The sequence below is a fragment of the Shewanella oncorhynchi genome, from assembly GCF_030848765.1.
Lineage (GTDB): Bacteria > Pseudomonadota > Gammaproteobacteria > Enterobacterales > Shewanellaceae > Shewanella > Shewanella oncorhynchi.
Genome location: NZ_CP132914.1, coordinates 1,880,718 through 1,902,680, shown reverse-complemented (window position 1 = coordinate 1,902,680; position 21,963 = coordinate 1,880,718). Strand labels below are relative to the sequence as shown.

Here is a 21,963-nt window from a genome sequence, read left to right as displayed (position 1 = left end):
TTAATATCATAACCACTGCGCCTACTGTGACAGCTCCCATTATCGAGCCGTGACTTCCACCAATCAAAATCAGCCTATACGAGGATAGATTTATCCTCGCTAAAGGTGGACAGTAAATGGGAACAATATAGGCAGGCTGATTTAAGAGATAATGGGGTTCAGATGTCACACCAAGTTAAAAAGCGTGCCGTATTCCCTATTGTGGTAAAAAAATGCTACCTAGCTAGCAAATTTGGGATTAACAGAGCATAAACCAAGCCGTTTAAGATGCGATAGCGACTGACCTATGTTAATATGCTTGTGGACAATTGGTCTTACCAATTATAAAGATTTATCAGTAGCCGATAATCAAAGTAAGCGAATATTTGTCATCTTATCGGGTATCAATAGACAGACTTTTGGAGTGACGAGCGCTTCAAAATCCAGTTCCCATCATAGGGCGTCATCATGAAGGGAGCTTTATTTCAGGAATTAGCTATTGGCTTATACTCAGCATTGCTTAACGCTGATCGCCAATAACCTTTTATCTCAACCAGAAGGTATTAGTACGATGACCGACAAAACTGAACTGTTTGCCAACGCATGGGAAGGCTTTACTCCTGGCGATTGGAAATCTGAAGTCAATGTACGTGACTTTATCCAACAAAACTACGCGCCTTTTGAAGGCGACGAGTCCTTCCTCGCCGGTGCCACCGAAGCGACCACAAAATTGTGGGATAAAGTCATGGAAGGCATCAAACAGGAAAACCGTACCCACGCGCCTGTTGATTTCGACACTAAGATGGTTTCAACCATCACTTCCCACGACGCTGGCTACATCAACAAAGAATTAGAAACTATCGTTGGCTTACAAACAGACGCGCCGCTAAAACGCGCTATGTTGCCTAACGGTGGTATTCGTATGGTGGAAAGCTCATGCGCCGCCTACGATCGTGTACTGGATGAAGATGTTAAATACGTTTATTCAGAACTGCGCAAAACCCATAACCAAGGTGTGTTCGATGTTTACACCCCCGAAATTATGGCCTGTCGTAAATCAGGTATTTTAACGGGATTACCCGATGCCTATGGCCGTGGCCGTATCATTGGTGACTATCGCCGTGTGGCACTTTACGGTATCGATTACCTGATGAAAGATAAGTTTGCCCAATTTAGCTCACTGCAAGCGCAGTTTGAAGCGGGTGAAGAGTTATCTAACGTTATCCAATTACGTGAAGAAATTGCCGAGCAACACCGTGCATTAGGCCAAATGAAGAAAATGGCTGCCAAGTATGGCTTCGATATTTCTCGTCCAGCGACCAATGCACAAGAAGCGATCCAATGGACTTACTTCGGCTATTTAGCTGCAGTGAAGAGCCAAAACGGCGCGGCCATGTCATTAGGTCGTACCTCTTCATTCCTCGACATCTATATTGAACGTGATCTAAAAAATGGCACCTTAACTGAGCAACAAGCTCAGGAAATGGTTGACCATTTTGTGATGAAATTGCGTATGGTACGTTTCCTACGTACCCCTGAATACGACGAATTGTTCTCAGGCGACCCAATTTGGGCAACGGAGTCAATCGGCGGTATGGGCTTAGATGGCCGTACGTTAGTGACGAAATCAAGCTTCCGTTTCTTGAACACCCTTTACACTATGGGTCCAAGTCCAGAGCCAAACATCACAGTATTATGGTCAGATAAACTGCCAATCGGTTTCAAAAAATATTGCGCCAAAGTGTCTATCGACACTAGCTCAATCCAATACGAAAACGATGACTTAATGCGTCCTGATTTCCAATCAGACGACTATGCAATCGCCTGTTGTGTGAGCCCTATGGTTGTGGGTAAACACATGCAGTTCTTCGGTGCTCGCGCTAACTTAGCGAAAACCATGCTGTATGCGATTAACGGCGGCGTAGACGAAAAACTGAAAATCCAGATTGCCCCTAAAGCAGACATGATCACAGACGAAGTGCTCAACTTTGATGACGTGATGAATCGCTTAGACGGTTTAATGGATTGGTTAGCGACTCAATATGTCACTGCACTGAACTCAATCCACTACATGCATGATAAGTACTCTTACGAAGCCGCGCTTATGGCGCTGCACGACAGAGACGTACGTCGCACTATGGCTTGTGGTATTGCGGGTTTATCTATCGCAGCCGACTCACTGTCTGCCATCAAATACGCCACCGTAAAACCGGTTCGTGATGAAAACGGCATAGCAGTTGATTTCGATATCAGCGGTGACTATCCAAAATTTGGTAACAACGACCCACGTGTTGATGATATAGCCTGTGACTTAGTTGAACGTTTTATGGCGAAAATTCGTGACCGTAAAATGTATCGCAATGCGATCCCAACGCAGTCAATTCTGACCATCACCTCAAACGTGGTTTATGGTAAGAAAACCGGTAACACACCCGATGGTCGTCGTTCAGGTGCGCCATTTGCACCGGGTGCAAACCCTATGCATGGCCGTGATGAAAAAGGCGCAATCGCTTCTTTAACCTCAGTGGCAAAACTCCCATTTGCCCACGCTCAAGACGGTATTTCTTATACCTTCTCAATCGTGCCAAATGCGCTGGGTAAAGATGATGATGCTCGCCGTACCAACTTAGCGGCATTGATGGACGGATACTTCGACCACAATGACAAAAAAGAAGGTGGCCAACACTTGAACGTCAACGTGATGAACCGCGAAATGCTCGAAGATGCCGTTAAGCATCCAGACAAGTATCCACAGCTGACCATCCGTGTTTCTGGCTATGCAGTGCGCTTTAACTCACTGACACCAGAACAGCAACAAGATGTGATCACGCGTACATTCACAAAAGGTCTGTAAGCTAAATTAGTCAAGGCTGTAGTACACTGTGCTACAGCCTCACTTATTTTAACAGGAGTCACAATGGCAGTTATCGGTCGGATCCACTCGGTGGAATCCTTTGGCACAGTAGATGGTCCCGGCATACGGTTTATCACCTTTATGCAGGGCTGTTTAATGCGCTGCCAATATTGCCACAACCGTGACACTTGGGATCTTGATGGTGGAAAAGAAGTTCTGGTCGATGAGTTAATGAGTCAAATCATCAGCTATCGGCCTTTTCTCGATGCCAGCAATGGTGGTGTTACGGCCAGTGGTGGTGAAGCCATTTTACAGGCCGAATTTGTCGCCGAATTATTCACGGCTTGTCAGCAAGAAGGTATTCATACCTGTTTAGATACCAATGGTTTTGTACGTAAGTACACGCCAGTGATTGATGAGTTGCTCGACCACACTGACTTGGTCCTGCTCGACATCAAGCACATGGACGATGAAAAACATATTGAGTTAACTAAAGTCAGCAACCATAGAACATTACAGTTTGCGCAGTATTTGGCAGAGCGTAATCAAGCGACGTGGATACGTTATGTCGTAGTGGGCGGATTTACCGACGATGAAGCATCGGCATTACAACTGGCCGAGTTTATCAAGCCCATGAAAAACATTGAAAAGGTAGAGTTACTACCCTATCACGAATTAGGTAAACATAAGTGGGAAGCCATGGGCGAAAGCTATCAACTCGATGGGATATCCCCCCCGAGTCGAGAAACCATGGAAAAGATCAAAGCGGTATTTGTCCAACAAGGGATTAACGCGATTTATTAATCCACAGTAATAGAAAAGCCAAAACGGATAACCGCGGCAACGGCCTAAAGTTCTTCCCAATAACTGGCATCTAAACGCTCAAAGGCTATTTTTAAAATCAGTGCCATATCGAGGTAACAGGCTTTAGCGCCTAACGTGTGGCAATTGATACCCATGGATGACAACTTCGCACTCAACTGGTTAATCCAGTCGAACAGCGTTAACGGTAATGGATGGCGAGCTCGCCAGCCTAACCACAGCAGCCCCTGTAACGGTAAGCTGATGAAAAATAAACCGAGAGTGACAGCTTGGGGCAGAAATGCCCAACCGTGAATATACAGCTGGCTCATGCTCACAAAAATCGCCAACACTGGCATCACCAGTATGGCGAGCTGAGTCGCTCGGACGACCCGATACTCAGGAAAATAAAAACCCAGTTGTCTAACCATAGGCCAAGTCTTCATATACTGATGACCATCACCTAAGGTTTTGAGGATCTTAATGCTCAATTTTAGACACCAACTACAATGGAATACTGCTCTTACCATAGCACAATCTGGCGAATCGCCCCAAGACTGATATGGTAAAAACACCGCAGTTCCTCATTATTTTGAATCGTTATATTAAACACAATCGCAAAGGGTTTACACATGTCAAATAAACTGGTTTTAGTTCTCAATTGCGGTAGCTCTTCTCTCAAATTTGCCGTCATTGACGCGCAAACAGGTGACGACCAAATTTCTGGCTTAGCCGAATGTTTTGGTTTAGAAGACTCTCGCATTAAATGGAAAATCAACGGCGAAAAACATGAAGCAGCCTTAGGTGCATTTACGGCTCACCGTGAAGCAGTTGAATACATTGTTAATAAAATTCTTGCGGAACAACCTGAATTAGCAGCAAAAATTCAAGCCGTTGGCCATCGTATCGTTCACGGTGGTGAGAAATTCACTCGCTCAGTGATCATCGATGAGAGCGTGATCAAAGGCATCGAAGACTGTGCTTCATTAGCCCCACTGCACAATCCTGCTCACCTTATCGGCATCCGCGCGGCAATGGCCTCTTTCCCTAAATTGCCACAGGTTGCTGTATTTGATACCGCTTTCCACCAAAGCATGCCAGACAGAGCTTATGTCTACGCCCTGCCTTACAAGTTATACCGTGAACACGGTATTCGTCGTTATGGCATGCATGGCACGAGTCATTTATTCGTTAGCCGTGAAGCGGCAAAAATGCTCAACAAGCCCATCGAAGATACCAACGTGATCTGTGCTCATTTAGGCAATGGCGCGTCAGTGACTGCCATCAAAGGCGGCAAAAGTGTCGACACTTCTATGGGGTTAACCCCATTAGAAGGTTTAGTGATGGGCACACGTTGTGGCGATATTGACCCTTCAATCATCTATCACTTAGTTCATCAACTGGGTTACACCTTAGAAGAAGTGAATAATCTGATGAACAAACAAAGTGGTCTACTGGGCATTTCCGAGCTGACCAACGATTGCCGTGGCATCGAAGAAGGTTACGCCGAGGGTCATAAAGGCGCGACCTTAGCCTTAGAAATCTTCTGCTACCGCTTAGCCAAGTACATCGCCTCTTACACTGTGCCACTGGGCCGTTTAGATGCAGTCGTCTTCACCGGCGGTATTGGTGAAAACTCAGATTTAATCCGTGAAAAAGTGCTCAACATGCTGGAAATCTTCAATTTCCATGTCGATAGTGAGCGCAACAAAGCGGCGCGTTTCGGTAAGAAAGGTATCATCACCCAAGATAAAGGCACGATTGCCATGGTGATCCCAACGAACGAAGAATGGGTTATCGCCGAAGATTCCATTAAACTTATCAACAAATAAAAAGACCTAAGCCGTTTGCTCACCCAAACGGCTTTATACCTTACGTAGCCGTACTCACAAGCAAATTTGCAGAAACTATTCTGCCAAAAACCATCGAAACTAGAGGTTTTTATGTCTCGTAATATTATGTTAATCCCCATAGGTACCGGAGTCGGCCTGACTTCCTTAAGCCTTGGGATGGTGCGCGCACTGGAGCGCCACGGGGTTAAGGTTCAGTTCTTTAAGCCTATTTCTCAGCTTCGTCCAAACGATAATGGCCCAGAACGCTCAACCACTATTCTGAGCAAATCGCCAACAGTCAATCCCTTAGAGCCCTTCGACATGGCCCATGCCGAAGCCTTAATTCGCGCCGACCAAATCGACGTCTTAATGGAGCAAATCATTGCCCGTGCGGCCGATTGCGCTAGCAACACAGAGACCTTAATTGTCGAAGGTCTAGTGCCAACACGTAATCATCCCTTCGCCGATGATGTGAACTATGCCATCGCTAAAGCTATGGATGCCGACGTAATTTTTATTGCCACACCAGGCAGTGATACGGCTACAGGGCTAATGAATCGCCTCGAAATCGCCTATAACTCTTGGGGCGGAAAAAAGAATAAACGCCTGATTGGTGCTGTGATCAACAAGATTGGTGCCCCCGTTGACGACGAAGGTCGCGCGCGCCCTGATCTCTCTGAAGTCTTTGATCACCAAGGTGTTCAACGCTCAGATGCGGCCAGCATGTTCCAACTGCCGGGTAAGAGCCCACTGCGTATTTTAGGCAGCGTGCCCTACAATCTTGATCTTGTCGCTCCTCGTGCGTCGGATTTAGCGAAACATTTAAGTGCACGCATTCTGAATGCTGGTGAAATGCATACCCGCCGCCTGCGTAAAGTAACGTTTTGTGCCCGCAGTATCCCGAACATGGTCACTCATATTAAGACTGACTCCTTGCTTGTCACCTCAGGCGACCGCTCAGATGTGATCGTATCAGCCTGTCTTGCGGCCATGAACGGCGTGAAAATTGGTGCCCTGTTATTAACTGGTAGCTACGAGCCAGAGCCGGAAATCCTTAAGCTGTGTGAGCAGGCCTTTGAAACCGGTTTACCTGTGTTCTTGATCGACAGTAACACTTGGCAAACCTCGCTCAACATTCAACGTTTCGACCATGAAGTACCCGTCGATGACGCGGTTCGTATCGATCTGGTGCAGGATTATGTGGCCAGCCACATCGACCAAACGTGGATTGAAAGCGTGACTAAAAACTCACCCCGTGAGCATCGCCTGTCACCACCCGCTTTCCGTTACAAACTCACGGAATTGGCGCGCGCCGCCCACAAGACTGTGGTACTCCCAGAAGGTGATGAGCCACGTACCATTAAAGCGGCGGCCATTTGTGCCGAACGCGGTATCGCTCGCTGTGTACTCTTAGGTAAAAAAGAGGAAATTCTGCGTATCGCCGCCCAGCAAGATGTGGTGCTTGGCGAAGGCGTGATCATTATCGATCCTGAAGAGGTGCGCGACCGTTACGTAGAACCTATGTTGGAACTGCGTCGCAGCAAAGGCTTAACTGAAGTCGTTGCCCGTGAACAGTTAGAAGACAACATGGTGCTCGGCACTATGATGTTGGCGCAAAACGAAGTCGACGGTATCGTTTCTGGTGCGGTTAACACCACAGCCAATACCATTCGCCCACCACTGCAATTGATCAAAACGGCACCGGGCTCAAGCTTAGTTTCATCCATCTTCTTTATGCTGATGCCAGATCAAGTGCTTGTTTACGGTGACTGTGCGATTAACCCAGATCCCAATGCTGAGCAGTTAGCTGATATCGCCATCCAATCGGCAGAATCAGCAAAAGCCTTCGGTATCGAGCCAAGAGTGGCAATGATCAGCTACTCAACTGGCAACTCAGGTACAGGTTCAGATGTGGATAAAGTACGTGAAGCAACCCGTATTGCCAAAGAAAAACGCCCAGATCTGATTATTGATGGTCCATTGCAATACGATGCGGCAGTCATGCCAAACGTTGCCCGCTCTAAGGCACCTAATAGCCCTGTCGCTGGTCAAGCTACCGTTTTCGTGTTCCCAGACCTTAATACAGGCAACACGACTTACAAGGCCGTACAGCGAAGCGCCGATCTGATCAGTATCGGTCCTATGCTGCAAGGTATGCGCAAACCTGTGAACGACTTGTCTCGCGGCGCGTTAGTCGATGACATCGTCTACACTATCGCACTAACGGCAATTCAAGCCGCACAAAACGACGCAGCTAAAGGCTAACAGCATTAAATCTGCATAGCGTTACGCACAAAAAAGCACTGGTTATTACCAGTGCTTTTTTTATGCTCAAATCTAGCGTAAACCATACCGTTGATAGCAAGAATCGCTTAATGGATAAGTCTAAATTGCAAAAGATGAAGAAAAAACGAGAAATATCAAATTATGCAGTGTGAATAAGCTCGGCAAATTGCGAAAAATATCCACAAGTAGAAGTGGAACATAATGGAAAGCAGAAAAGCGTCACTTTTTGACCAGCAAATAAAGCAAGGAAATATCAGTGACTTACAAAGTATCACTGAAGTCTTCAACATAGTTTTCCACAGTTTCTGTGGATAACCTTTTTATATGACTCCTAACTATATGCCACACACATGAGGTTTGAGTCAATGCTTTTCACAATAGACAGCAAATCACGACAAGACTTGTACATTACAGCTAAAATCGCGATACTCGGAACAAATTCCAATAACTAAAACTTATGCGAACTCTATTTTTTTTCTCTCTCCTGTTCCTCTTCGGTTGTGGCGATCCCTCAACGCAAGAGCAACGCCAGTTATCACCGGAAGAAGTGAGCTTAGGCTTTTTTAAAGCGATTTATGTTGATCGTAATGTTGAACAAGCCAAGCAATATGTCGACGATCCCATTAAACAAGTGCTCACCCATTACCACATTGCCGCAGCCGTACAGCGTAATATGCTCGGCCTATCTATGACCAATGTTGAAATGGAAATTGATGATATCGATATCGACTTCTTCCGCAAATTTACCAAAGACGTCATTGTTGTGGTCAAAATGAAAGGTCTTAAAGGTGGTCAACCATGGATTGATGACAGGACCATACGCCTACACAAAATTGGTAGCCAATGGATTATCGTCGAACTTCTGCCAGAAAAGCGCAAAGTTAACGGTTAACCCCCTTTCTTGCCTGCTTTCGCCGCGCATACCTTGTCATACAATCATTCTGCTTACTTTCAGCCAAAAAAATAGCAACCCTAAGGTTGCTATTTTTTGTGCTTGTTCTGTTATTTCCGACTCATAAGTACCGTCAGTTTAATCGTTATCGATTAAGCCTGGATCACTTCTTCTTCGCTTTCAACAGGTAAAGACGTTAGTACATCGTCTTTCACTTGATAATAAGCATTTTCGTATTCATGAACTTCCATAACAACTCCTGCTTGATTGGGTAAGGCCGCAGAGGCTTGCCATTCTATGCTGACATTTTGCCTATGAGGAAAGGGATACATTCCGTGGGCTGGAGTATAACAAAGCAAAAACCACAATTACAGAAAACTTTCAATTTTGTATCACCAAGCATAGCATTTAAGGCTGGTTATCATTTAAATAGCTCACAATCAGTACTTCTACATGAAAGACTTTCACTTTCTACGAGGATATTGAGGCCATGCTGACGCCATGTCATCATTCGCTTTATACACAAAAGCGATTAACAGAAATCGCTTACATAAAATGAATCTAGGGAATGCCATTAGATGTTCAGGGCAGGCTTTATGGTGAAATTTCTACCCTCAAACACTTAGACCAACATCAAGTAAGTAAAGTGATTGAAACCTATGGGCGATCGCAGCTATCTGAGCGATTAAGCTAATGGATAATAAGTGCTGAGTAATAAGCGACAGTGTAAAAAGCTAAACACTCAACCTAAGCCGACAAAAAGGCCAGTTAATACTGGCCAGTTAAGCTAAATCAGGCCTAGGCTTGAGTCGATAAGCGGTAGCGAAGCACCTTAAGTGACTTCTCTTCCGACACATCCATAAAGGCTAGCGGATTGGCTAAACGCTCTATGTATTCGAGTGCAGGTGCTGCTTCCGCTACCTGTTGACGCAGGAAAGTGGTATCGAGTTCAGGTGCATTTAGACACAGTAATACTTCGCCATTCTTGGCAAGCAACTCAGGTAAACGCCTAATTAAACGCACATAATCCTTAGTCGCAACAAAACTGCCCTTCTGATTGCTCGGTGGATCGGCAACAACAATGTCGTAGGGACCGAGCTTTTTCAGTTTGCCCCAAGATTTAAAAATATCATGGCCTAAAAAACGGGCTCCCGCGCTAAAGCCATTCAGCAAATGGTTCTGCTTACCTATGCCTAATGCGCCTTTGCTCATGTCCATATTCACAACTTCATCGGCGCCCCCTTGTAATGCCGCGACCGAGAAACCACAGGTATAAGCGAATAAATTAAGCACCTTTTTATAACGGGCGTTTGCTCTAACCCACTCGCGGCCATTGGCCATATCGAGGAAGAGTCCGTGGTTTTGTCCGCGTATTAGGTGCACCTGAAACCGTGCGCCATTTTCGCTAACGATATGCGGCTCAGGCACTTCACCTTGCAATAGTTGGGTAAACGTCTCCCCCGCACTACGGTATTGGTAGACTAGATTCAATTGGCTATCTGGCTGAATAACTTGCCAGCGCGCTGCAATCGCCTGTTGGCAGAGGGTTAAATCCGTATCCTCCAAGGGAGTAAAGCTGGTCAGCAATAGTACGGGTGCAAACCAATCTAAACATAGGTGCTCACAACCCACGTAATGCCCACCGCGGCCGTGGAATAACCGTACCGCATCATCACCTAACTCAATTGTCGCTAGCGCTTGTATAAAACTTTGCATCTTCTATTACTTACTCTCAGTTGCACTTGTATTGGCTTCATCGCCATCGGGAATTGAATTTTCCGTGTTACTGGCCAAGAACTTATCTTCAATATCGTCCGATAATAAAATGGCTAACCAATTACCACTCTTACTCGATTCGAGGGCAATTTTAACCACCATAGTCAATGGCACTGACAGCAACATGCCCACAGAACCTAATAACCAGCCCCAGAAAATTAATGATAAAAACACCACTAAGGTCGATAACCCCAGACCGCGCCCCATAAATTTAGGCTCAATGATATTGCCCATCACCATGTTGGCACCCACGTACAAAAGTGCAGTCCCCCCCGCAGCCGCAGGGCCAAGCTGAATAAAGGCCAACAACACAGCTGGAATGGCGGCAATGATAGAACCAATATTGGGAATATAATTAAACAGGAAAGCAATCACCGCCCATAACATGGCGTAATCCACGCCAATGAAGGTCAACCCCACACCGACGATGATCCCAGTAGCCAAACTCACTAAGGTCTTGATCACCATGTACTGATTCACAGATTGTAAAAAGCGGTCAATCTGCTTTAAGCGCATATCGGGATCGTCCAATGCCAGATGCAATTTCTTTGGCAGCGACTGAGCTTCAAACAGCATAAAGACGATAGTGAGGATGATCAGAAATAAATTCGCCATCACATTGCCGACACCCGATAGCATATTCGTGGTCATAGACAAGGCCATACCTGGGTCAAAATAGGCTAATACCTGATCCTTCGAAATCTGAATATTTAATGCCTGTAATTTATGGATAATCCACGAAAACTGCTCCACCAGCTGATCGCGATATTGGGGCAATTGTTTAGAAAACTCATTGACAGAACTGCCGACGACTGAGGCTAACCATAGGCCCATCAACACAATAAAACCCATCAAGAGGATCACTGCCAGCCATTTAGGCACACGGAACTTTGTCATCAAACCGATTGCAGGATTACAAATCACCGCAAGAAAACTGGACAGCACAAACGGCACCACAATCGGGCTCGCCGCCTTAATCCCTGCCAAAATAATCACTACAAAGGCCATAACCGCAAAGCCACGATAAGCAGCAGAGGGCGCATTAGGTCGAGTCATTTATTAAAAATCCTTCTTGATCTTAGATAAAATTGTTAGGCTAACCTTTGAAACCACTTAACCTCAGCAACTTTAGCTTAAGATAGCCATTTGTCATTATGAAACCAGAAACCGCGATTATACGCATTAAAAACTTAAGACTTCGTACTTTTATTGGCATTAAAGAAGATGAAATCCAAAATCGCCAAGACGTGATCATTAATGTCGTGATCCATTATTGTGCCGAACGTGCCCGCAACAGTGACAATGTCGAGGATGCGCTCAATTACCGCACAATCACCAAAAAGATCATTGAACTGATTGAGAATAACCGTTTCTCATTACTCGAAAATCTCACCAGCCAAACGCTGGCCATCGCCAGTGAGCATCCTTGGGTTGAATTTGCCAGTGTCGAAATAGACAAACCCCATGCACTACGCTTTGCCGATTCAGTCTCGATGGAGTTATGTTATCAAAAATAATCTGGCTAAAAATATTCCGACTAAGTGATCGTTGCACACCGCATTTTGGTATATATCCGCAGAGCTTAACCAATTAAGAGAGGTTCCATGAATATACTGATCACCGGCGCAAGCGGCTTTATTGGCCGCCAATTAGTCGAACGACTGGCGCCATATCATCAACTGACGTTATTAACTCGCTCAGTGCAACAAACACAAAAAGTGCTCGGTAATCAGCACCATTACCTCGAGAGTCTCGATGCGCTAAGCGACTTAAATCACATTGATGCCATTGTAAATCTTGCGGGTGAACCCATAGTCGCTAAACGTTGGAGTAAAAACCAGAAGCAACGCATTTGTGATAGTCGCTGGGATATTACGGCAAGATTAACTCAGCTAATACAACAGAGTAGCACTCCTCCTCAGATCATGGTGAGTGGTTCGGCAGTCGGTTATTACGGGCGGCACGATGATAAATTACTCGATGAGTCTAGTGGTGCCCATGTTGAGTTTAGCCATGATATCTGTCGAAAATGGGAGCAAGAGGCGCTAAATGCAACCTCAGAGCACACACGCGTCTGCATTATCCGTATTGGTATCGTGCTAGGTAAAGGTGGTGCCTTAGAGAAAATGTTACCGCCATTTAAACTCGGACTCGGTGGCCCAATTGGCCATGGACGCCAAGGTATGAGCTGGATCCATGTGCAGGATCTCATTTCCCTTATTGATTTTTTACTCACTCAACAACACTGTAAAGGCATATTTAATGCCACTGCACCCAATCCAGTGAGTAACGCTGTGTTTACCAAAGCGCTCGGAAAAGCACTTAATCGCCCAGCGTTAATCACGACCCCACCGCTTGCATTACGCTTAGCGATGGGCGAAATGTCGGAGTTGCTGACGGAAGGGCAATTTGTTTACCCCAAACGTGCCCTCGAAGCGGGTTTTCAGTTTCAATTCAGTGATCTCGATAACGCCTTAACAAACGTGTTAGCCAAATAGGCTAGCACGCTAGAGCCTAAACTCAGCTTAAATATGCTGATAAAATCAGTGGCTAATGCAGGTGGCATCTTAGTACTCAAATCCGCTCAACAACCAGGTATATTGTAACGTCAATCTTGCCATTATTTTAGCAACACTAGAAAAACAAGAATGTAACATCATGATTTATATTATGATTTAGCGACAATCCGTCCATTTTCTGCTAAACTCGCCTCCATTCGGTCATAGGAGGCACGCATTAACCGCCTCAGCCTTGACCACAGATAGACTCAGCAACACCTCATAAATAGACAGTTATTTATGCTCAGGAACAGGCTATTTAATCTGCTGTTCTTGGTCTGTAGACCATAAAACGATACACACTCGCGCCTACTCATCCTTTAAATTTTTTATCGGATTGACACTGATCTGTCCTCGACATCAAGCGCTTAACATCCAGCATTAGCAGGTACTTAATAACAAGATGGGTTACTTCTCATTGGACATTGTGCCCAATGAAACGCCCGCACTAAGACAGTTTGTAAGGAATTTTCATGCACACGACCTATATGATTGGCGAGCTAGAATCATTTTTAATTGCCATTTTCGTGCTGTTTATCGGCCACTCTATCAATCGCCATGTACGTGTCTTCAGGCAATATAATATCCCCGAACCCATAGTGGGTGGCCTTGTTGTCGCCGCGGGAGTCACATTTCTTCACTTTCAAAATATTAGTCTCGACTTCAGCCTATCACTGCAAAATACCTTAATGCTGATGTTTTTTAGCACCATTGGCCTCTCGGCAAACTACAAGCTATTGCTCAGCGGTGGTAAAAAAGTCTTCATCTTTTTAGGTGTAGCCTCAATGTATATTGTGATTCAAAATGCCGTCGGCGTCAGTTTAGCCAGCCTATTGGGGCTCGATCCCATCATGGGACTTATCGCAGGATCAATTACCCTGTCGGGCGGCCATGGTACCGGCGTAGCTTGGTCACAAACCTTTGCTGAGCGCTACGGTATCAACACCTTAGAGTTTGCTATGGCCGCGGCAACCTTTGGTTTGATCATGGGTGGGATCATCGGTGGCCCCGTCGCGCAGCGATTAATCGGTAAATATAATCTCGTTTCTCGCTATGGGGTTGGCCGCAAGCATCACAGTGAACATCCGCATTTAGTCACTTATGATCACTTAGAAGAAGACCAAGTCACCGCCAAAACCATATTAGAAACTCTGTTTGTGCTGTTATTGTGTGTTGCAGGATCAAAATGGCTCACGCTGTGGATCAGCCAATCGGGTATTGCATGGCTAAAGATGCCCGACTTTGTATATGCTCTTTTTCTTGGCGTGCTCATCGCTAATCTCACAGAACTCACCCGCGGTTACAAACCCCATACCGAAAGCATCGATGTGATAGGGACTGTCGCGCTGTCACTCTTCCTCTCAATGGCCTTAATGACTTTAAAATTATGGGAAATTTTTGATTTAGCGATCCCGCTACTGGTAATTTTACTGGTACAAACCGCAGTGTTGGCCATTTTTGCCTATTTCGTGACCTTCAAAGTCATGGGCAGTAATTACGATGCCGCGGTGATCACCGGTGGTCACTGCGGCTTTGGTATGGGTGCTACGCCAACGGCGGTAATGAACATGGGCGCGCTAGTCTCACGCACAGGGCCATCACCCCAAGCCTTTATGGTAGTACCTATCGTCGGAGCCTTCTTTATCGACATAGTTAACTTAATTGTCTTACAGGGCTATCTGAGCTTTATGAAGTAGTTGTTTATAACTCAATCACTTAAAAAATAGGGCGCCGACTTTGGCGCCCTATTTCATGGTTCAAAATAGTTAAGACTAGAATTCACGCATTAAGCGTTCAGGCCGAGGCAGGTAATAATCATCATAATCAAGGGAGAAAACGACTGAACTTGAACGGCCAACAATCTCATCACGGGGCACGAAGCCAATAACCCGAGAGTCAGCGCTGTTATCACGATTATCACCCAGGGCTAAATAATGCGCATCCGGCACTGTGACAGGTCCAAAATTGGCAAGCCTTGAGGGTACAGGGTTAAGGCGAATACTGTGAACCATACCGAGTAAATTTTCCTGCATTTCTGTCACATCAGCGGGAGCATAAGCACTCAATGCTTGGGATGTGTAGCTAAGCAGTTCGCCGTTTAAATACAAGCGATTATCCAGCATCATCACAGTATCGCCTGGCACAGCTATTACCCGCTTGATCAGTTTTTTATCGGCCTTTTTCGAGTCAAATACCACAATATCGCCGCGAGCAGGATCTGCCAGTTTAACTAATGCAATATGCGTAAATGGCACCCTAAGATCATAAGCCATCTTATTAACAAGAATGCGATCACCCTCGACGATAGCCGGCAGCATAGAACCCGATGGCACAGTATTCCAATCGGCCACAGCGCTCCTGAACACTAACATTAAGCTGATAAACAGAAAAAAGGAGCGATTATCCTTAAGCAGTTTTGTTATTCCTTTGAACATAATATTCCCTCTATGGCATATATAAGCTAGTCGCTGTTCTCAGTTAGATAGACCCATTGCGTTGCACTAAGTTCTGTTGCTACCTGCTTAAGCACAGATCAATTTGTAAGCCGATGTAAAAAGCATATTCAATTCAAGTGCAGCAGAATCAACCCCATAACAAAAAAGCACTGAGCTTATGTCGCATCAGTGCTTTTAATGTTGGCTCAGCTTGTTGTCTTAATAAGCTTTATGTTTTAGCCCATCAACAGAGTTCACAAACCGCCCTAGCTCCCAGCCTTTAATAGCTCAGAGCAAGATTGGCTGAGCAATTGTCGACAACGCCAAACCCCTAGTAAGGCGACGATTAAGGCTCCAGAAACAGGGGCAATACCCCACCAAGGCCAGTGCATGTATACATTAAGTTCAAATACTTGCGTCTTAAGTAGATATAACGCAAATTCGGCCACAATTACGGCTAACACACCCGCAATACCGCCAAGTAAGGCGAACTCTAAACCCGTTGCACTGCGCAATAACCATCCTGAAGCACCAAAGGTACGTAACACCGCCAGTTCACGTTGCCGAGTTGCCATGCCAGCCTCAGTCTGTGCAATCAAGACTAAGGCACTGGCTAATAACACTAAGGCCAGCACTAAAGACAACGACAGCGACACTTGCTCAATTATCTGCCGCAACTGCCCCACCATAGCGCCAACATCTATGATAGATATCGTCGGAAATTGCTGAATAAGCGCAAGGATCACTGCATCCTTAGGCGTACCATCAGCATTAATAGTCTTATCGTTAGTCGCCTGATCATTCAGATAAAAACTCGCCATCGAGGTATACGCAAAAGGCGCGAGCGCTTCTTGGGTGAAAATCATAAAGAAGTTCGGTTGCAGTGTTTCCCAATGCACGGCACGAATACTGGCAACTTTAACTGTGAGCTCTTGATTATCAATCACGTAAGTCAGCTTATCGCCAAGACCAATACCTAGACGCTCCGCCACGCCGGACTCCACCGACACTTCATCGGCGGCTTGATTAAAATGCCCCTCTAACAGTTCGTTGTTAGCAGGCAGTGTATTGCGCCACGTTAGGTTTAACTCGCGCGAAATGCCCACTCTTCCCTTTTCACCCGCTTCTGACTGTTCATTCGAAATCAGCGCTTCACCGTTAATTTGAGTTAATCGGCCACGGATCACCGGATAAATGTCCGTCGCCACTATCCCCTTCGCCGTCATGAAATCATTCAAGGGCTTTGCATCATCAGGCGCAATATTGACAAGGAAATAATTAGGCGCATTTTCGGGCAACTGTTTTTGCCATTCGTTAAGTAAATCTTGTCTTAACGCCAAAATAGTCAATAACAGTACCAGTGCAGCGCTAAAGCCAACCAATTGCACCGCATTTTGCCGCGCACGACGCCTTAGCCCCGCCAGCGCTAATTGCAAAGGATTGGTAGTCTTCATACCAACACTGTGTCCTGCTCGTATCATCACAAATCCAAGCAGACTTAATAGCGCAGCCAGCAATAGCACAGCCGCGACCACAGTCAGAGTCAAAGTCCAACTTTGGGAATACAAATAGCCCAATAGCGCCATAGCCCCTAGACTCAGCAGCAAATGCAGCCACATACCAAGCTGTAAGCCTTCTAACTGGCGCTGCAACACCCGCAGTGGCGGAATAGCCAGTAAACGCATCAATGGATAAGCCGAAAACATAAAGGCGCTGATGAGCCCTGTGCTGATGCCGAGTAATAATGGTCGTGTGAGTGGCGGTGAATAGGCCGCAATTTCGGGTGGCAATAGATAACTGATCCCAAAATCGAGTAACCCTCCCCCAATAAGACCTAGACCAATTCCCAGTAGCGTTACCAACAATAAATGAGTACCAAACAACAGGCGAATTTGCTTTGCCGAGGCGCCAAAGGTTTTCAGCATGGCCACCACATCGTAATGGCGCTGACAATAACGCTGGGCGGCAATACCTATCGCCGCGCAGGCCAATGCAATGCCCATCAAACTTGCCAGCAGTAAGAAGCGCTCCGCTCGCTTAACGGCTCCCGCAATCGGCGAGTCACCGGATTGCACATCGACCCAACGCTGGGTACTATTCAAAAGCGGTTTAACACTTTGTTCAAAGGCCGTAAGCGAGGCTTCATCTCCGGCAAATTGATACAGATAAGTCACGCGACTGCCCGGTTGAATCACCCCTGTTTTGGCGACATCCTCCATCCGCATCAATACCACAGGCGATGAAGCAAAAGGATTAAAACCTGCGTCGGGTAAGCGGCTGATCTCATTGCTGAGCACAAATTCGCTGTTACCTAGTTCGATGGATTTGGGATAACCCAAAAGTCCGCCTAAGCGAGTCTCAAACCAAATTTGATCCGCTTGAGGTAACGCCTTGGTTTTACCGCTGGTGAGTTCAATATCGCCCTTAAGCGGGTAACCCGACTCTACGGCGCGTACTGTGACTAACTGAAACTTATCTCCCGAATAGACCATGGAATTAAATTGCATGTTAGTCACATGCTTAAGCCCAAGCGCTTCGGCTTTGGATAAAATCGCCGCATCAATTTTAACCGGCGAATCGATAATACGGTCGGCAGCAATAAACTGTGAAGCTTGACCACTAATTGCCACTTGCAGACGTTCACTCACCCGCGCCAAGCCACTCACAGACAAAACCGCGAGCGTAATAGCGAGGATAATCAGTAACAATTGTCCCTGCTGTAACTCGCGTTTAAACAGGCGCCATGCCAGACTTAACTCCATTATTAAGCCTCCTTAACATCAGCTAGCAGTTCTGTTTGAGTGATATCTTCCTGTAAATGGCCGTTATCCATCACTAGTTGACGCTCACACCGCTTGGCCAGCAGCAGATCATGGGTAACAAGGACTAAGGTTGTATGGCTTTCTTGATTAAGCTCAAACAACATATCGGCAATCTTATGGCCGTTGACGCTGTCTAAATTGCCAGTTGGTTCATCGGCAAACAAAACTGTAGGCTCACAGATAAAAGCGCGGGCAATCGCCACCCTTTGCTGTTCACCACCCGAAAGCTGTTTGGGTAAATGGGTCAAGCGATGGGATAAACCAACCCGCACCAACATGGCCTGCGCTTTTTCCTTGGCATTGCTCACGCCCGCAAGCTCGGCGGGTAACATGACGTTCTCAAGCGCAGTTAAGGTATCTACTAACATAAAGGATTGAAAAATAAAGCTGACCTTCTGTTTACGCAGTGCCGCTTTTTGCTCTTCATTCAGTGGTGATAATGCCACACCATCGAGCCAAATCTCCCCCGACGTAGGCGTATCAAGCGCCGCAAGCAATCCCAATAAGGTGGATTTGCCTGAACCTGATGGGCCGAGAATAGCCACACTCTCACCTTGCTTGACATCTAAGTTAATGCCCTTGAGGATAGTGAGCGTTCCTTCCTGAGTAATCACTGATTTTTCGAGGTTAACAACATTAATGGCACTGTTTTTTAAGATGACGTTAGACATAGGATCCTTCTTATATAAATCGTTCTGGTATCAATCGCTAAGATTAAAATCAATGGCGAAGACCCTAGGGGCATTCATCCTACTGAGTGTACTCATGGTCACGCCCGCTCACGCGGCAAAGATACTGATCCTCGGCGATAGCTTAGGCGCTAGCTACGGCATGGCAGAACAGTCAGGCTGGGTAGCACTACTGCAAAAAAATCTGCCCGAACATCAGTTTACCAATGGCTCAGTGAGCGGCGAAACCACAGCGGGCGGCCTACGCCGATTACCCGCCTTGCTCGATTCTGTTGCTCCCGATCTTGTGGTCGTTGAGCTAGGAGGTAATGATGGTTTACGTGGATTCCCCCCAACGCAACTCGAAAATAATCTAATCCAAATCATTACCCTAGCCAAAGATAGCGGCGCAAAAGTGCTGCTGACCGAGATCATGGTACCGCCTAACTATGGCCCTCGCTATACCCAAAAGTTCACCCAAGTGTATCAAGACATATCTAAAACCCAGGATATAGTGTTGATCCCCTTCTTTATGCAGGATATCGCGCCCCATCCAGAATTAATGCAAAGGGATGGCATTCATCCCAACGAAAAGGCACAAGCTCAGATTGCGGCTTGGATGCAACCATGGATAGAAAATGCGTTAACCCAATAAAATAGCTGCTATTTTAAGCTAACGAACCGCTTACTTAGCTAAACTCATACTCAACGGATAAAAACGTGTTCTAACGCAAGATTAACCCTATAGATAAACAGTAAAATTCGTGTTAGCAAATGGTTAACTCAAACAAGGAGTCAATATGTCCCTTAGCCATCAGCAAAAAGTGTACATACCCAAGGAAGCCCGTACAAATCAATACATCACAGCCGAAATCAAGGTGACGGATGAGCTACTCAATCAATATCCCGATTATCAAAGCTGTTATCAAACGTTAAGCCGTTTGATATTTAATTTGGCAGAACAACACGATCTCCGTAATGTTCACGTGATCACTAACGATAAACTGCCAGTAGTGCGTTACCATACCGAAGCATATTGCTTCCAAACCACTGAACAAATTCTATTTTTTTATAACCCAGCCTACCACGAAGCCCAAAACTTATTCTCGCAAGAAAACTATCGCGCCCGTAAACTGCGCATTGTGTTTCTCGCCACAGGTGACGATATTCGCAGTAATTCCGCCAGTTTCCATATCAAGGTGCGTGAGTTACTCACTGAATTAATGCCCTTAATGCCAATAAGCGATCTTAAGGTTAAGGTCCGAGACCATCAGCATTTATCCTATGATCTGTTCGCAAAAGCTAAGGGCTATAAAGAAACCTATGGTTATAAACTGCGCGCCATCGGCCCAAGATATAAAGCCAGAAAATGTGAGTTACCAGAAAACGTTAGCTCTCTTACCTATGTGACGGTGAGCTTGCCGCTGAGTCGCAAACTCAAACAGGGTTTATTACCTGACTCAGCCACTGACTTTACGCCTTTATATCAGCATCTTGAAGACTGCTTCCTCAAAGCGGCAGCTAATAGACAACTGACACGCCTTGCTATGATAGCGAACGGCTTAACACCACTTGTGCGTAACAGTAAGTTTGAAAAGCTCGACAGCAAAGCCGAAGTACAAATGATAGGGTTCGATCCTAATGCGACTGAGCAACAAGTTATCCGTCGTTGGGATGCCGATAACTTAGTCGAAGCCGCGCACTTTACCATAGTGGCAGGTACTAAGGATTGTGACGATTCGGGTTTCGGTCGCTTTATGAACAATGTTGAAACAGCTCTGAAGGCCTTCGCAGCCGACATAGGTGTCGATCCGGAGCGTGAAGATCTCATCGTACGTTTCCATCAACATATCAGCTATCAAATCTAACCCACTTCGGTATTAGCCGCAAAAGCTCAGCAAATGAAAACGCCTGCAAATGCAGGCGTTTTTACTTTTATTCACCAATAGACAAAATTACATAGGACGATTTTTTTCTATGAGGCGATTGAAAATAGCGTTCACAGACAAAGAGGCACCGTGGGCAATTTTATCAGCGAGTTTCTTTCTCATCTGATAACGTATCTTGTACACAGTACGCTCTGTGGCGAGTGACATTATCACATCATCGCTGGTCGAAATCGCATCAACTAAACCTAATTCAATAGCTTGCTGACCGTACCAATGCTCGCCAGTAGCGACTTTCACTAAATCCAACTCAGGGCGATACTTACCAACAAACGCTTTAAATAAGACGTGGGTTTCTTCGAGTTCTTCTTGAAACTTCTGTCTTCCCTCATCGGAGTTTTCACCAAATACTGTCAAGGTGCGCTTAAAATTACCGGCGGTATGTTGCTCATAATCAATTTCATGCTTTTTCAGCAGGCGATTAAAGTTAGGCAGTTGAGCGACAACACCAATTGAACCGACAATGGCAAAAGGCGCAGCATAAATTTTATTCGCAACACAGGCCATCATATAACCACCACTGGCGGCGACTTTATCAACACAGACAGTCAATGTAATATCAGCTTGACGTAAGCGATCTAACTGGCTGGAGGCTAAACCATAACCATGCACCATACCACCGCCACTCTCAACATTAACAACCACTTCATCGCCTTTTTCTGCGATAGCGATAATTGCACTGATTTCTTCACGCAGTGATGCGACCTCAGCGGCATCGATACTGCCCTTAAAATCAATCACGAACACTTTGCCCGTGCAGGCTTCATCTGCGGCTTTGTCTTTTGCCTTTTCGTCAGCTTTTAATTGCTTTTCATAGGCTTTGAATTGTTTCTTTGACAGAAGTTCTTCTTTTAAGCCATGCTTAAGTTCTTCTAACTCTTCAGACAAGTTAGTGATCCTCAGCTCGCCCTTATCTGACTTGTGTTTTACAGTGGAAGCCAACACCACAATAATAACGGCAACGATTGCGACCACTATTGTGACGGCTTTCGCCAAAAACATTCCATACTCGTATAAAAATTCCAAAGTGTTCTCCGTTAGGGCGTTACATCATTCAATCAATTGCGCGCTATTCTAACAGCCTAAAGGCCCATAAAAAAACCCAGCAAAGGCT

17 protein-coding genes are annotated in these 21,963 nt (G+C 45.7%); 10 read left to right on the top strand and 7 right to left on the bottom strand.

The annotated features are described in order from the left end of the window. Positions 1-550 precede the first annotated feature (550 nt). Positions 551-2,833, top strand: a complete 2,283-nt coding sequence (gene pflB / locus RA178_RS08590; protein ID WP_028760972.1) for a formate C-acetyltransferase — start codon at positions 551-553, stop codon at positions 2,831-2,833. 63 nt (positions 2,834-2,896) lie between these two features. Beyond that, a complete protein-coding gene (gene pflA, locus RA178_RS08585) occupies positions 2,897-3,637 on the top strand; it encodes a pyruvate formate lyase 1-activating protein (RefSeq protein WP_105252135.1) in 741 nt (246 codons plus the stop codon). Between the two features lie 44 nt (positions 3,638-3,681). On the opposite strand, the gene yfbV is transcribed toward pflA, so the two are convergent. After that, a complete protein-coding gene (gene yfbV / locus RA178_RS08580; protein WP_081729091.1) occupies positions 3,682-4,125 on the bottom strand; it encodes a terminus macrodomain insulation protein YfbV in 444 nt (147 codons plus the stop codon). Between the two features lie 141 nt (positions 4,126-4,266). On the opposite strand from yfbV, the gene ackA reads away from it, so the two are divergent. The 3 genes from ackA (at position 4,267) to RA178_RS08565 (ending at position 8,644) form a co-directional block, all read left to right on the top strand. Continuing rightward, positions 4,267-5,466 (top strand): acetate kinase, encoded by a 1,200-nt coding sequence (ackA, locus tag RA178_RS08575; RefSeq protein ID WP_219234385.1) that lies wholly within the window; start codon positions 4,267-4,269, stop codon positions 5,464-5,466. Positions 5,467-5,577: 111 nt separating this feature from the next. Beyond that, on the top strand, positions 5,578-7,731 hold the full coding sequence (pta, locus tag RA178_RS08570) for a phosphate acetyltransferase (RefSeq protein WP_131523542.1): 2,154 nt from the start codon (positions 5,578-5,580) through the stop codon (positions 7,729-7,731). Between the two features lie 478 nt (positions 7,732-8,209). Beyond that, entirely contained in the window at positions 8,210-8,644 is a 435-nt protein-coding gene (locus RA178_RS08565) for a nuclear transport factor 2 family protein (protein ID WP_105252133.1), read from the top strand. Positions 8,645-9,442: 798 nt separating this feature from the next. On the opposite strand, the gene RA178_RS08560 is transcribed toward RA178_RS08565, so the two are convergent. Both RA178_RS08560 and RA178_RS08555 read right to left on the bottom strand, forming a co-directional pair. Then, positions 9,443-10,360: a class I SAM-dependent methyltransferase gene (locus RA178_RS08560; protein ID WP_306685139.1), complete on the bottom strand. Its 918-nt coding sequence runs from the start codon at positions 10,358-10,360 to the stop codon at positions 9,443-9,445. A 6-nt stretch (positions 10,361-10,366) separates the two neighbouring features. Continuing rightward, entirely contained in the window at positions 10,367-11,476 is a 1,110-nt protein-coding gene (locus RA178_RS08555) for an AI-2E family transporter (protein ID WP_212600699.1), read from the bottom strand. 98 nt (positions 11,477-11,574) lie between these two features. Here RA178_RS08555 and folX point away from each other — a divergent pair, with 98 nt between their 5' ends. The 3 genes from folX (at position 11,575) to gltS (ending at position 14,675) form a co-directional block, all read left to right on the top strand. Beyond that, on the top strand, positions 11,575-11,937 hold the full coding sequence (gene folX, locus RA178_RS08550; protein WP_006082167.1) for a dihydroneopterin triphosphate 2'-epimerase: 363 nt from the start codon (positions 11,575-11,577) through the stop codon (positions 11,935-11,937). Between the two features lie 87 nt (positions 11,938-12,024). Next, positions 12,025-12,918, top strand: a complete 894-nt coding sequence (locus RA178_RS08545; protein ID WP_028760980.1) for a TIGR01777 family oxidoreductase — start codon at positions 12,025-12,027, stop codon at positions 12,916-12,918. A gap of 533 nt (positions 12,919-13,451) precedes the next feature. Continuing rightward, positions 13,452-14,675 carry a sodium/glutamate symporter gene (gene gltS / locus RA178_RS08540; RefSeq protein WP_306685137.1) on the top strand — a complete coding sequence of 408 codons (1,224 nt, stop codon included), beginning with the start codon at positions 13,452-13,454 and terminating at the stop codon, positions 14,673-14,675. A gap of 75 nt (positions 14,676-14,750) precedes the next feature. Here gltS and lepB read toward each other — a convergent pair whose 3' ends face one another. From lepB to RA178_RS08525, 3 genes are all read right to left on the bottom strand, one after another. After that, positions 14,751-15,413: a signal peptidase I gene (lepB, locus tag RA178_RS08535; protein ID WP_306685135.1), complete on the bottom strand. Its 663-nt coding sequence runs from the start codon at positions 15,411-15,413 to the stop codon at positions 14,751-14,753. 266 nt (positions 15,414-15,679) lie between these two features. Continuing rightward, positions 15,680-18,175 (bottom strand): ABC transporter permease, encoded by a 2,496-nt coding sequence (locus RA178_RS08530; RefSeq protein WP_306685134.1) that lies wholly within the window; start codon positions 18,173-18,175, stop codon positions 15,680-15,682. Between the two features lie 2 nt (positions 18,176-18,177). Next, on the bottom strand, positions 18,178-18,906 hold the full coding sequence (locus RA178_RS08525; protein ID WP_028760984.1) for an ABC transporter ATP-binding protein: 729 nt from the start codon (positions 18,904-18,906) through the stop codon (positions 18,178-18,180). A 52-nt stretch (positions 18,907-18,958) separates the two neighbouring features. Here RA178_RS08525 and RA178_RS08520 point away from each other — a divergent pair, with 52 nt between their 5' ends. After that, complete coding sequence (locus tag RA178_RS08520; protein WP_028760985.1) at positions 18,959-19,558, top strand: arylesterase; 600 nt, start codon at positions 18,959-18,961, stop codon at positions 19,556-19,558. Positions 19,559-19,703: 145 nt separating this feature from the next. After that, the gene (locus tag RA178_RS08515) at positions 19,704-20,771 is read left to right on the top strand and encodes a DUF3083 family protein (RefSeq protein WP_028760986.1); all 1,068 of its coding nucleotides are present in this window, start codon (positions 19,704-19,706) and stop codon (positions 20,769-20,771) included. An 87-nt stretch (positions 20,772-20,858) separates the two neighbouring features. Here the strand turns inward: RA178_RS08515 and sohB are convergent, their stop codons facing one another. Then, positions 20,859-21,875 (bottom strand): protease SohB, encoded by a 1,017-nt coding sequence (gene sohB, locus RA178_RS08510; RefSeq protein WP_287480576.1) that lies wholly within the window; start codon positions 21,873-21,875, stop codon positions 20,859-20,861. Between the last annotated feature and the right edge of the window lie 88 nt (positions 21,876-21,963).

Coding starts and splice junctions, on each gene's coding strand:
- lepB (WP_306685135.1), bottom strand. CDS start 15,413: ATGTTCAAAGGAATAACAAAACTGCTTAAGGATAATCGCTCCTTTTTT.
- ackA (WP_219234385.1), top strand. CDS start 4,267: ATGTCAAATAAACTGGTTTTAGTTCTCAATTGCGGTAGCTCTTCTCTC.
- RA178_RS08520 (WP_028760985.1), top strand. CDS start 18,959: ATGGCGAAGACCCTAGGGGCATTCATCCTACTGAGTGTACTCATGGTC.
- pflB (WP_028760972.1), top strand. CDS start 551: ATGACCGACAAAACTGAACTGTTTGCCAACGCATGGGAAGGCTTTACT.
- RA178_RS08565 (WP_105252133.1), top strand. CDS start 8,210: ATGCGAACTCTATTTTTTTTCTCTCTCCTGTTCCTCTTCGGTTGTGGC.
- RA178_RS08560 (WP_306685139.1), bottom strand. CDS start 10,360: ATGCAAAGTTTTATACAAGCGCTAGCGACAATTGAGTTAGGTGATGAT.
- pta (WP_131523542.1), top strand. CDS start 5,578: ATGTCTCGTAATATTATGTTAATCCCCATAGGTACCGGAGTCGGCCTG.
- RA178_RS08545 (WP_028760980.1), top strand. CDS start 12,025: ATGAATATACTGATCACCGGCGCAAGCGGCTTTATTGGCCGCCAATTA.
- RA178_RS08515 (WP_028760986.1), top strand. CDS start 19,704: ATGTCCCTTAGCCATCAGCAAAAAGTGTACATACCCAAGGAAGCCCGT.
- gltS (WP_306685137.1), top strand. CDS start 13,452: ATGCACACGACCTATATGATTGGCGAGCTAGAATCATTTTTAATTGCC.
- pflA (WP_105252135.1), top strand. CDS start 2,897: ATGGCAGTTATCGGTCGGATCCACTCGGTGGAATCCTTTGGCACAGTA.
- folX (WP_006082167.1), top strand. CDS start 11,575: ATGAAACCAGAAACCGCGATTATACGCATTAAAAACTTAAGACTTCGT.
- RA178_RS08525 (WP_028760984.1), bottom strand. CDS start 18,906: ATGTCTAACGTCATCTTAAAAAACAGTGCCATTAATGTTGTTAACCTC.
- RA178_RS08555 (WP_212600699.1), bottom strand. CDS start 11,476: ATGACTCGACCTAATGCGCCCTCTGCTGCTTATCGTGGCTTTGCGGTT.
- RA178_RS08530 (WP_306685134.1), bottom strand. CDS start 18,175: ATGGAGTTAAGTCTGGCATGGCGCCTGTTTAAACGCGAGTTACAGCAG.